Here is a 10,220-nt window from a genome sequence, read left to right as displayed (position 1 = left end):
GCCCTGGCGGCCGCGGCCACCGCGGCCGCCACGGTCGCCTCGTCGGCAAGCGCGCACCGGCCGACGACCCGGCCGGCGGCCTCCTCCGGCCCGGCAACGCCCCGCTCCAGCCGGCGCTTGAGGGTCAGGGCGGCGAACACGTCGTCCAGCAGCGACCGGGCACTGACCGTGTAGACGTACCGCCCGGAGTCCACGTCCTGCCCGTCCACGTAGGACAGATAGGTGGGTGCGGGCGCACCGGCGAGCCGGCGCTCGGCCGGTCGGATGCTCGCCAAGTTCAATGCCATTGCCCGCGGGTCCTTCTCTCACCCCGTCCGGTCTACCGGATGGATTGCTGAATTCAAGTTTGACAAAGGCCTTTGACGAGGCGCTGACGAGGGCCTACAGCGGAGACCGATAAATGACTCCAAAATTGCTCTCTGACGGCCCGCTGATATACGACTCGGAAACAGCTCCGAAAGATCCGGAAATTTTGACCGACTCTAGCAGGAACCTCGAGCGGGTTATCGAGGATGCACATCATGTCGATTGACACCGCAGGTCGGCCGACGCTCGAGCCGGTGCGCCGCATGATCGAGGCGTACTCGGACAACCCGAGCGGGTTCCTGGCGCTCAACGGTGGGAACAGCTACTTCACCGCGGCCGGTGTCGACGGCGTGGTGGTATACCGGACGTCCGGCCGGTACCTGGTGCAGTTCGGCGGACCGTTCGCCGCGGCCGGCGACCGGCGCACCCTGCTGACCCGGTTCGGCGAGTTCGCCGCCGACCGCGGAAAACGTATCGTGGCGATCCAGCTGCAGCGCGCGGATGCGCAGTTGTATGCGGCCGCCGGATTTGCGGTGAATCAGGTCGGCGCGTCGTACGCGGTGCGCCTGGACGAGTTCACGCTCCGCGGATCCCGGTTCGTCCGGCTGCGGAACAAGATTTCCCGGGCGCGGCGCGCGGGGCTGACGGTGGCCGAGGAGTCGGTGTCCCCGTGCCGCTCGGCGCTGGCCGAGCTCGACGCGATCTGGTTGCACAGCAAGGGAAAGCACGCCAAGCCGCTGGAGTTCCTCGTCGGTGAGCGCGGTGGGCCGATGCAGCCGTACCGCCGGCTTTTCGTCGGGCGGATCGGCGGCGAGCTGGCCGGCTACATCACCTACTCGCCGGTGCACGGCAGCCGGCCGGGCTGGCTGCACGACCTGTCCCGGCGCCGGCCGGACGGCCCGCCCGGGATCATGGAGGCGATCAACAAGACCGCGATCGACACCTTCAGCGCAGAAGGGGCGCCCTGGCTGCACTTCGGCTTCACCCCGTTCACCGGGCTGGATCCCGGCCTCGAGCTGCCCACCGCGAGCCGCTGGTTCCGCTGGCTGGTCGGCCAGCTGGCCCGGCGGGGCGCGGCCGTCTACCCGGCCAGCACCCAGCTCGCCTACAAGCGCAAGTGGGCGCCGCAGGCGGTGCTGCCGGAGTACGTCGCGTTCTCCGGCCGGGCCAGCCTTTCCGGTTTCCTGCAGGTGTTCAGGGTGTCCAATGCGCTGTGACCGGGTCGGGTCGGCGGGCGCCGGGTCAGCGCGCTGTCACGACCGTGTCAGTCAGGTGCCGGAGCATCGTCCTGATCCTGGACGTGAAGAGGTGGTCGATGCAGGACCAGATGCTCTCGGCGAGCTCCGTGGTGTTCAAGCTGTTCGGCTCGGTCGGGCTGGTGCGCGACGGCCGGCTGGTGGCGCTGCAGGGCGGCCGGCAGCGCACCCTGCTGGCGACCCTGCTGATCAACTCGGGCAAGGTCGTCACCAAGGAGCAGTTCTTCGAGGAACTGTGGGACGGCCGGCCGGTGGCCAAGGCGGACAACGCGTTGCAGGCGCTGGTCACCCGGCTGCGCAAGCTGCTCAATACCCACCTCGGCCCGGAGTTCGCGCGCGACCGCCTGCTCACCCTGCCGACCGGGTACGTGCTGCACACCGAGCCCGAGGAGGTCGACGCCTCGCTGTTCGAGCGGATGGCCGCGGAGGCGCACGGCCTGCTGGCCAGCGATCCGTTGCGGGCGAGGGACATCCTGACCCTGGCGCTCGCGCTGTGGACCGGGCCGGTGCTGGAGGGCGTGGCCGGCGGGCCGATGTGCCACGGATCGGTGCTGCAGTACGAGGAGATCAGGCTGGCCGCCATCGAGGACCGGTTCCACGCCAGCATGGTGTCCGGCCTGGAGCGTGGCGTGATCAGCGAGCTGAAGAAGATGGCCATGCTCTACCCGTGGCGCGAGCGGCTGGCCGAGATGCTCATGGTCGCGCTGTACCGGTCCGGGCGGCAGGCGGACGCGCTGCGCGAGTACAACCTGGTGCGCCGCCGGCTGGTCGACGAGCTGGGCATGGAGCCGTCCGCGATGCTCAGGGACCGCATGCAGGCCATCCTGAACCACGATCCGTCGCTCGAACGCTCCGTCTCGTCGGGCGCATGACAAGCACCTCGGGCCGTCGCCTCACCGGGTTGCAGATTCAACGAACCGACCGCCCGGTTTCTTCCTTGACAAACCGGGCGGTCGGTTTTGTATCCTTGAGGGGCAACCGAGTTGCTGCCGACCACCGGGCCGGCACTGAAGTCACACGGCCACGGGAGACGAAGTGGACATAGAGGTTCTTGGTCCGTTAGCGGCCCGCGAAGGTGGCGTATCGGTAGCTCCGACTGCTGCGAAGCCACGCAAGGTGCTGGCGATGCTCGCCATGCACGCCGACCAGGTGGTGCCGATGGCCTCGCTGTTCGAGGAGCTGTGGGGCGAGGACATCCCCCGCAGCGCGAACACGACCGTGCAGACCTACATCCTCCACCTGCGCAACCTGATCGGTGCGGCGCTCGCACAGTCTGGTTCGACCGAAATTCGCGATCCCAAACGCATCCTGGTCACGTATCCGGGCGGATACTTGCTCGATACCATGGGTGGCAGGGTTGACGTGCGAGACTTCGACCGGCTGGCGGCGGTCGGGCATCGGGCGCGCGAGCTCGGCGACTTCGAGACCGCATCGAGGAGCTTCACCGAAGCTTTGGCGATCTGGCGGGGTCGTGCGCTCGTAGACGTTCAGACCGGCTCCCTGCTCGAGGTTGAGGCGCATCGTCTTGAGGAGGCTCGGCTCAATGTCCTTGACCGCCGCATCGACGCGGATCTGCGGTTGGGCCGCCATCACGAGCTGCTCGGGGAACTCGCCGGCCTGGTCGGGCGGTACCGCACCCATGAAGGCATCTACGCGCACCTCATGCTCGCGCTGTACCGGTCGGGCCGGCGCGGTGAGGCCATCGACGTCTACCGGCGGCTGCGGACCTCCCTGGTCAACGAGCTCGGCCTGGAGCCGTCGCCGAGCCTGCGCCGGCTGCAGCACGCCATCCTCATGTCCGATCCGCGGCTGGCCGAGCACGGCTCCGAGGCCACTAACCTGGTCCGCGCCGGGTAACGGCGCCGCGGCCGCCCCCCGGGCCGGAGGGCGGCAATGAGAGAGTCAACCGCACATCCTGGTGAGGGCGGTGCGCGTGCGGGAACCGCACGCCACCGCCCCTCGTTGGCTGACTTGGTGAGTGACCAGAGCTCCATGCCACGGGGTGTGCCGTGACGAAACAAGCGAGATCGGAGTACACCCGTCTGCACCTGGTGCGGTCCGCCGCCGAGCTGTTCGATCGCAACGGCTTCGCCGGGGCCACGCTCGACGACGTCAGCCGTGCCGCGGGCGTCACGAAGGGCGCGTTCTACTTCCACTTCGCCTCGAAGAAGGAGCTGGGTGGCGCCATCCAGGCCGAGGCGTGCGGCATGCTGCGGTCCTTCGTGGAGAAGCTGACCGCCACCGAGGCGCACGCGTTGCAGTCGCTCATCGACATCACCCACATGCTGGCCCGGTGGCTCGACAGCGAGCCGGTGATCCGGGCCAGCCTGCGTACCGCCCGGGAATGCGGCGACCGGGGCCGGCCGTTCGTGGACTTCTACGTCGAGCTGCTCTCCACGGTGGACGCCACGCTGCTGCGCGCCGAGCGGGCCGGTGAGCTCGAGGAGGGTGTGGTCATCGACGTGGTCAGCACCCTGGTGCTCACCGTCTGCGTGGGCATCGAGGTGCTCTGGTGGTCCGGCATCCGCCGCGGCAGCATGCGCTCCGGGCTGGGCGACATGTGGGCACTCATGCTCCCCGGCATCGTCTCGGCCAGCCGGCTGTCGGAGTTCCACACCGGCGGGTCCGACGCCGTCCAGCCCGACGGTGTTTGATAGCTCGGGCAAGGCCACCGGGCGCCTTCGGCGCCGGCCTCGGGTCGGGTTGCGTAGTGGGTTGCGGGCCGGTGTGGGTGGTTGCGTGTCGTGGGTGGTCGGCTGACGACGCCTGCGGGCAGGGGCTCGTTCCTCGCCCCTGCCCTGGTCGTCGTGTGGCGGCCGCCCTCGCCAAAGATTTGCCGACCTCGGCGCAGTTTCGAAATGCGCTTCAGACGCGGTGCTCGGTGGTGACCGCCCGGGCAAGGCCGCCGGTCGCCCTCGCCAGAGATTGGTCGACTCCGGCGACGGTTCCAGTGACACCTTTGAACAAGCGTGGTCGGATGGATCGCTGCTAGCCGATCCAGCTCAGCAGCCTTGGTACCAGGGGTAGCGGCAGGTGCCGCAGGGCGAAGCCCGTCGCGGCCCATGGCCAGGCCGGCACCCGTGCGCTGGCCGGTTCCCGCTCGATCGCCTTGACCAGCAGCCGGCAGCCGGTGTCGGTGTCGACGACGAACGGGGCCTGCTCCCGGTGGCCGTTCATCTCCGAGCGGATGTAGCCGGGATAGATCGTGGTGACCTTGATCGGCTCGTGCAGCGTCTCCATGCGCAGCCCCTCGGCCAGGGTGCTGAGCCCGGCCTTGCTGGCCGCGTAGCTGGTCCGGGTGTGGGGCAGCCCGCGCAGCGCGGCGACCGAGGAGATCAGCACCAGGTGACCGGACCGCTGCTCGCGGAAGATCTCCATCGCGGCCTCCGCCTGGGCCAGCGCCGCGACCAGGTTCGTCTCCATGATCTCCCGGTTGGCGTCGAACGAGCCGGTGCCCAGCGCGGCGCCCTTGCTGCGTCCGGCGTTGACGATGACGCGATCGATGCCGCCGAGGGTGTCGCGCAGCTTGCGGAACACGGCGAAGACGTCGTCGTGGTCGTTGACGTCGAGCGGGCAGGTGACCACCTCGATCCCCAGATGCGTGGCGGTCAGCTCACGACGCAGCTCTTCGAGCCGGTCAGCTCGGCGGGCGCACAGTGCGAGGTTGCGGCCCATCGCCGCGAACCGTCGGGCCATTCCCCTGCCGAGCCCCGCGCTGGCCCCGCTGATCAGGATGTTCCTGCGGTACATGTTCAGCCCACACCGTCCCCGCCGCCGCCTCTCGGTCCACCTGGTCGAGCAGCGCGTCGTCGATGTCCAGCAGCGTGTCGACGATGTGGCGGACGCCCGTCCGTCGCATGTGCTCGCGCTGGAAGCCGTACTCGAAGCTGCTCGGCACACCGATGAATGCCACGTCGAGGTGCTTGGCAAACTCGGCGAACCGATTGACGTCGTCGACGAACAGGACCTGGTCGTACCGGTAGTCGAAGTACTCGGTGACGATCTCCTTGATGCCCGGCCTTATCCGGTCCGTGGTGATGTATCCGGGCTCGGCGAACAGGTGCCGGTACTCGCCGAGGTACGTGTCGAAGCTGTCGCGGTCCATCCCGCCGTAGCAGATCGTGACGGCGCCCTTGTCCCGCAACAGGGTCAGCAGCTCGGCGGTGCCGGGTGAGACGGTGAGCGGGTGGTCGGCCAGGTACCGGTCCCGTTCGGCGAAGTACTCGTCGACCACCTGCTGCCAGGTCCACGGCAGCCCGGCGACCGACGCGAGGATCGAGGCGCTGACCATCCGCGGCTGGGACAGGATCAGGCGCTCGAGCAGGCTGGTGTACTCCACCCCGAACCGGCTGAGGAAGCGGTGCACGACGGGGCTGAACGTGTCCGGCAACAGCACCCCGTCGATGTTGAGACAGACGAGCTCGAGGTGTTGGAACCGGTTGGGCATCAGGCTGTTGCGGCGGCGGAGGTGCTCCACGGCCCGGTGCCGGAGGGCACGAAGCGGGCCAGCCGGCGCGACGGCACCAGCCCGGGCAGCGCGATCCGCCACAGGAAGGTGAGCCGCTCGTGGATGTCTTCCCGCCGGGTGAGCACTTCGGACTGCGTCTGGATGCCGAGGAAGACCGCGGAGGTCCAGTTCGCGACGTCCTCCGGGTCGAGCTCCTTGCGGAGGTCACCGCGCTCCTGGGCGGCGGTCAGCACGTCGGTGGCCATCTTGATCCACCGGTCGTACGCCTCCGGGGACGGGTTGGCGAAGTTGGACTCGACCACCAGCCGGACGCTGGCCCGGACCCGGACGTTCTCCCGCAGGTTGTAGGCCAGCGCGTGGCTCATGTCGATGAGGGTCTGCAGGGTGAGATTGTCGAAGTCGACGAACGGCAGGGGAACCGTGAACTGCTCGTCGATGATCGCGCGGGCCAGCTCCTCCTTGGAGGTGAAGTGGAAGTACAGCGCACCCTTGGTGACTCCGGCTCTGGTCAGGATGTCCGACAGGCTCGCACCGTTGAAGCCGCGCTCGTCGAACACCTCCGCGGCGGCGTCCAGGATGGCGTTGCGTGTACGCTCCGCCCGGTCCTGTCTTGGCAACGCCCGCACCTCCTCGTGATGACCCCGCAGGGCACCCGACAAGCATGCCACGCCACGCTCCGGACCTGGTCGAACCTCGGTCGGAGATCCGTGTGTGACCAGTCGACCGCCACTCCAGGGTAACTCAAAATTACCGGTTGACCTCTCGAAAAAAAACCGGGTGGTAGGTATTGTTCTGTCTGTGGCTCAGGCCACACAACTGAACCGGATCTCCGGGCGCCGTCCCTCGGTTCCCCCTGGTGAGGACGCACCGCAGGCGAGGGACACACGGGACGGCCGCCGTCGAGGCACGCAAGCTGATGCCAGCAGACACGAAACTGATCTTCACCTGGGACGAGGTTTGGCATGACCGCAATGATCAACCAATGGAACGGGCGTCTGTCGCAGGACTTACCGAAGGCGGAGCCGGCGCTGTTCACGCAGACCGTTCCGCGCCACCTGGTACATCGCACCGCAGGCTCCGAGGTGTTCGTGACCGGTCTACGGGTGACCGGCCACAACACCTTCGAGGTCGGCGCCCGGTGGCCGGGCTCGCACAGCTTCTACGGCCCGATCACGCGGGACTCGCACGATCCCATGCTCCTCGTGGAGTGCCTGCGCCAGGCCGGCCTGCTGATCGCCCATGTCGCGTTCGAGGTGCCGATCGACTTCATGTTCATCACCCACGAGAAGCGGTTCGCGGTCCTCCCTGCCGGCCTGCGCACCGCGGGGACCCAGCCGGTCGACATCCTGATCAACGTCACCGCCCACGACATCCGCCGCCGCGGCCGCGGGTTCGCGGGGATGCTGTTCGAGTACCGCTGCTTCCGGGACGGCATGCCGATCGCAAGGGCGGCGATCAGGTGGAGCTGCGTCTCGGCCGCCGGCTACGCCCGGCTTCGGGGTGAACACCTGAACGCGACGTCGCCGCCGGTCACCGGCTGCCGGATGGTGACGCCGGAGTTGGTCGGCCGCCGGCACCGAAGGGACGTCGTGATCGCCCACGAGCCGGAACGCCGCCGAGCCTGGCGGGTGCGGCTCGACCCCGACCATCCGGTGATCTTCGACCACTCGGTCGACCACGTGCCGGGCATGGCGGCCGTGGAGGCGGCCCGCCAGGCGGCGCTGATCGTGGTCGGCAGACCGCACGCGTTGCCGGTGGCCGGCGACTTCTCCCTGCACCGCTACGTCGAGTTCGACGAGCCGTGCCTGGTGCACGCCAACCTCGACGACGGGATCGAGGGCGGCCTTGCCGTGGTCCGCGTCGTGCTCGAGCAGGGTGGACATACCGCGGCCGAGGGCACCCTGGAGATGCTGCTGTCGGGTGCCTGAGACCCCGCTCAGCCGGTGACGAGGGCGAGGGCGAACCCGTCGTAGCTCTTGGTGCCCACGGTCTGGATGGCCGTCGCGCTCACCCGGGGCTCGGCGGCCATCACGTCGAGCAGGTGCCGGGCGCCCTGCACGTCCGGATCGTCGGTGTCGGCGTCGACCACGGCGCCGTTGCGCACCACGTTGTCCACGATGATCAGGCTGCCCACTGTGGACAGCCGGAGCGCCCACGTGAAGTAGTTGGCGTTGTTCTTCTTGTCGGCGTCGATGAAGGTGAGGTCGAACGGTGCGTGGCCGGCCACCCCGGGCAGGGTGTCAAGGGCCGGGCCGACCCGCACCTCCACCTTGTCGGCCAGCCCGGCGCGCGCGAGGTTGGCCCGCGCCACCTCGGCGTGCCGCGGCTCGTACTCGAGGCTGATCAGCCGGCCGTCCTCGGGAAGCGCCCTGGCCAGCCAGATCGCGCTGTAACCGCCGAGCGTGCCGATCTCCAGGATCCGCCGCGCGCCGCGCATCCGGGCCAGTAGGTGCAGCAGCTTGCCCTGGTTGGGCGCCACGTTGATGGCCGGCAGCCCGGCCTCGTCGCTGGCGGCCAGCGCGGCGTCCAGCACCGGGTCGGAGCCCACCAGCCGATCGGCGAGGTAGTGATCGACCTCGGTCCATACCGTCTGCGTCATGTGCCCAACCTAATTCCCCGCTCAGTAACCTGTGTCGGCGCGACCCCGAGGGGCTACGTCGAGAGAAAGGGTCACCGTGCAGGTTGAGCGCGGCGGGTGGGTCCGCCGGTTCCACGCCGCCCCCGACCGGCCCGTCCGGCTGGTTCTGCTCCCGCACGCAGGCGGCTCGGCCAGCTACTTCTTCCCGTTCTCGCGGGACCTGTCGGCCGCGGCGGACGTGCTGTCGATCCAGTACCCGGGCCGCCAGGACCGGCTCGGCGAGCCGTGCATCGACGACGCGACCCGGCTCGCCGACGCGCTGACCGAGGCGCTGCTGCCGTGGCTCGATCGACCTTTTGTCCTCTTTGGACACAGTCTGGGCGCGACGGTGGCGTTCGAGGTGGCCAGGCGGCTCGAACGCGACGCCGGCCTGGTGCCGCGGCGCCTGATCGTGTCCGGCCGCCGCGCCCCAGCCGACGTCCGCGACAGCGGCGTGCACCGGCGCGACGACGAGGGCCTGCTCGCCGAGCTGGCCGAGATGAGCGGCACCGATTCCACCGTGCTCACCGATCCCGACCTGCTCGACATGATCCTGCCGGTCCTGCGCAGCGACTACCGCGCCGCCGAGACCTACGTCTACCGGCCCGGCCCACCGCTGAGCTGCCCCATCCTGGCCATGGCCGCCGACTCCGACCCCCGCGTGTCGGTCGAGGACGTCGACCGCTGGCGCCGGTACACCACCGCCGGGTTCGAGCTGGAGGTGTTCCCCGGCGGCCACTTCTACCTCGCCGACGAGCGCCCCGGCGTGGTCGCGGCGATCACCCGCCGGCTCGGTGAGGCCTGACGCTGGAAAACACAAGCCGGCCACGATGGAGGTGGCCCGGCTCACCGTGCAGAACCTGGTGTTCCGCACGGTGGAGCCGCTGCGTGCCGGCCGGACCCCGACCCTGGCCGAGGCGTCGGCGATGAAGCCGTACGCGTCGCGGGCGGCGACCGAGGTGGCCATGGAGGCCGTCCAGCTCTTCGGCGGCAACGGCTACCTGGCCGAGTACCGGGTCGAGCAGCTCGCCAGGGACGCCAAGTCCCTGACGATCTACGCCGGCGGCGACGAGGTCCAGGTCACCCACATCGCACGGGACCTGCTCGGCAGGTGACGCGTCCCCGTTCGGATAGCGAACTCTGTGAAGTGGCAATTACTGAGGCCAGTTCCACCTGTTCGCAGGCTTGCCGGCACCCCATGGCCAGGTGAACATCAGTTAACCCGGGGCGGGGCAGCCCCCGGGCACAACTCCATACCCACCTCCAGCGCCGGACGGCCGGCGCTCCCTGCAGGAGGCAACGCGTGAACCGTCAACGCTTCACGGTGGTGGCCGGGGCGATCGTCGCCCTGGCCGTCGTCATGTCAACGGGGTCGGCAACCGGTGACCGGCCCGAGACCACCGGCGCGAGAGCCAGCGCCGAGTACAGCGTCCTCGGCGTCAAGACGGCCGAGCAGCGCTCGGCGATCGCCGCCACCGGCGCGGCGATCAACGGTCCGGAGGACAGCCGCCTGATGATCACCGCGACCCCGGACGAGGTCCGCCGGATCCAGGCGCTGGGCTACACCGTGATC

Annotated in this window: 11 protein-coding genes and 2 pseudogenes; 8 read left to right on the top strand and 5 right to left on the bottom strand. The window is 69.3% G+C overall.

Translation table 11 applies throughout. The annotated features are described in order from the left end of the window. Nucleotides 1-287, bottom strand: a pseudogene (locus tag VGX25_RS14885) (hypothetical protein); the annotation flags it as partial. 234 nt (nucleotides 288-521) lie between these two features. On the opposite strand from VGX25_RS14885, the gene VGX25_RS14880 reads away from it, so the two are divergent. The 4 genes from VGX25_RS14880 to VGX25_RS14865 all read left to right on the top strand — a co-directional run bounded on the left by VGX25_RS14880 (nucleotide 522) and on the right by VGX25_RS14865 (nucleotide 4,216). Further along, a complete protein-coding gene (locus tag VGX25_RS14880; protein ID WP_326918368.1) occupies nucleotides 522-1,523 on the top strand; it encodes a DUF2156 domain-containing protein in 1,002 nt (333 codons plus the stop codon). Nucleotides 1,524-1,621: 98 nt separating this feature from the next. Next, nucleotides 1,622-2,434 (top strand): AfsR/SARP family transcriptional regulator, encoded by an 813-nt coding sequence (locus tag VGX25_RS14875; protein WP_326918367.1) that lies wholly within the window; start codon nucleotides 1,622-1,624, stop codon nucleotides 2,432-2,434. A gap of 163 nt (nucleotides 2,435-2,597) precedes the next feature. Further along, entirely contained in the window at nucleotides 2,598-3,419 is an 822-nt protein-coding gene (locus tag VGX25_RS14870) for an AfsR/SARP family transcriptional regulator (protein WP_326918366.1), read from the top strand. Between the two features lie 152 nt (nucleotides 3,420-3,571). Then, complete coding sequence (locus VGX25_RS14865; RefSeq protein ID WP_326918365.1) at nucleotides 3,572-4,216, top strand: ScbR family autoregulator-binding transcription factor; 645 nt, start codon at nucleotides 3,572-3,574, stop codon at nucleotides 4,214-4,216. A 334-nt stretch (nucleotides 4,217-4,550) separates the two neighbouring features. Here the strand turns inward: VGX25_RS14865 and VGX25_RS14860 are convergent, their stop codons facing one another. The 3 genes from VGX25_RS14860 to VGX25_RS14850 are packed head-to-tail and all read right to left on the bottom strand — an operon-like array spanning nucleotide 4,551 to nucleotide 6,647. Continuing rightward, on the bottom strand, nucleotides 4,551-5,312 hold the full coding sequence (locus tag VGX25_RS14860; protein ID WP_326918364.1) for an SDR family oxidoreductase: 762 nt from the start codon (nucleotides 5,310-5,312) through the stop codon (nucleotides 4,551-4,553). Continuing rightward, complete coding sequence (locus VGX25_RS14855) at nucleotides 5,200-6,039, bottom strand: hypothetical protein (RefSeq protein WP_326918363.1); 840 nt, start codon at nucleotides 6,037-6,039, stop codon at nucleotides 5,200-5,202. Before VGX25_RS14855 ends, VGX25_RS14860 begins: the two co-directional genes overlap by 113 nt. Continuing rightward, entirely contained in the window at nucleotides 6,009-6,647 is a 639-nt protein-coding gene (locus VGX25_RS14850) for a ScbR family autoregulator-binding transcription factor (RefSeq protein ID WP_326918362.1), read from the bottom strand. Before VGX25_RS14850 ends, VGX25_RS14855 begins: the two co-directional genes overlap by 31 nt. A gap of 345 nt (nucleotides 6,648-6,992) precedes the next feature. On the opposite strand from VGX25_RS14850, the gene VGX25_RS14845 reads away from it, so the two are divergent. Continuing rightward, complete coding sequence (locus VGX25_RS14845; RefSeq protein WP_326918361.1) at nucleotides 6,993-7,958, top strand: ScbA/BarX family gamma-butyrolactone biosynthesis protein; 966 nt, start codon at nucleotides 6,993-6,995, stop codon at nucleotides 7,956-7,958. An 8-nt stretch (nucleotides 7,959-7,966) separates the two neighbouring features. On the opposite strand, the gene VGX25_RS14840 is transcribed toward VGX25_RS14845, so the two are convergent. Further along, complete coding sequence (locus VGX25_RS14840; protein ID WP_326918360.1) at nucleotides 7,967-8,629, bottom strand: O-methyltransferase; 663 nt, start codon at nucleotides 8,627-8,629, stop codon at nucleotides 7,967-7,969. 76 nt (nucleotides 8,630-8,705) lie between these two features. Between VGX25_RS14840 and VGX25_RS14835 the strand changes: the two genes are divergently transcribed. The 3 genes and pseudogenes from VGX25_RS14835 to VGX25_RS14825 all read left to right on the top strand — a co-directional run. Further along, nucleotides 8,706-9,452: a thioesterase II family protein gene (locus VGX25_RS14835; protein WP_326918359.1), complete on the top strand. Its 747-nt coding sequence runs from the start codon at nucleotides 8,706-8,708 to the stop codon at nucleotides 9,450-9,452. Beyond that, nucleotides 9,442-9,762 (top strand): acyl-CoA dehydrogenase family protein, encoded by a 321-nt coding sequence (locus tag VGX25_RS14830; RefSeq protein ID WP_326918358.1) that lies wholly within the window; start codon nucleotides 9,442-9,444, stop codon nucleotides 9,760-9,762. The genes VGX25_RS14835 and VGX25_RS14830 overlap by 11 nt, the downstream gene beginning before the upstream one ends. Nucleotides 9,763-9,950: 188 nt before the next feature. Then, nucleotides 9,951-10,220 (top strand): annotated as a pseudogene (locus VGX25_RS14825) (zinc carboxypeptidase); the annotation flags it as partial.

This window comes from Actinophytocola sp. (assembly GCF_035942955.1).
Classification (GTDB): domain Bacteria; phylum Actinomycetota; class Actinomycetes; order Mycobacteriales; family Pseudonocardiaceae; genus DASYTH01.
The sequence above is the reverse complement of the archived record's forward strand: the minus strand, read 5'-3'. Positions and strand labels throughout refer to the sequence as shown.

Coding starts and splice junctions, on each gene's coding strand:
- VGX25_RS14880 (WP_326918368.1), top strand. CDS start 522: ATGTCGATTGACACCGCAGGTCGGCCGACGCTCGAGCCGGTGCGCCGC.
- VGX25_RS14875 (WP_326918367.1), top strand. CDS start 1,622: ATGCAGGACCAGATGCTCTCGGCGAGCTCCGTGGTGTTCAAGCTGTTC.
- VGX25_RS14860 (WP_326918364.1), bottom strand. CDS start 5,312: ATGTACCGCAGGAACATCCTGATCAGCGGGGCCAGCGCGGGGCTCGGC.
- VGX25_RS14845 (WP_326918361.1), top strand. CDS start 6,993: ATGACCGCAATGATCAACCAATGGAACGGGCGTCTGTCGCAGGACTTA.
- VGX25_RS14840 (WP_326918360.1), bottom strand. CDS start 8,629: ATGACGCAGACGGTATGGACCGAGGTCGATCACTACCTCGCCGATCGG.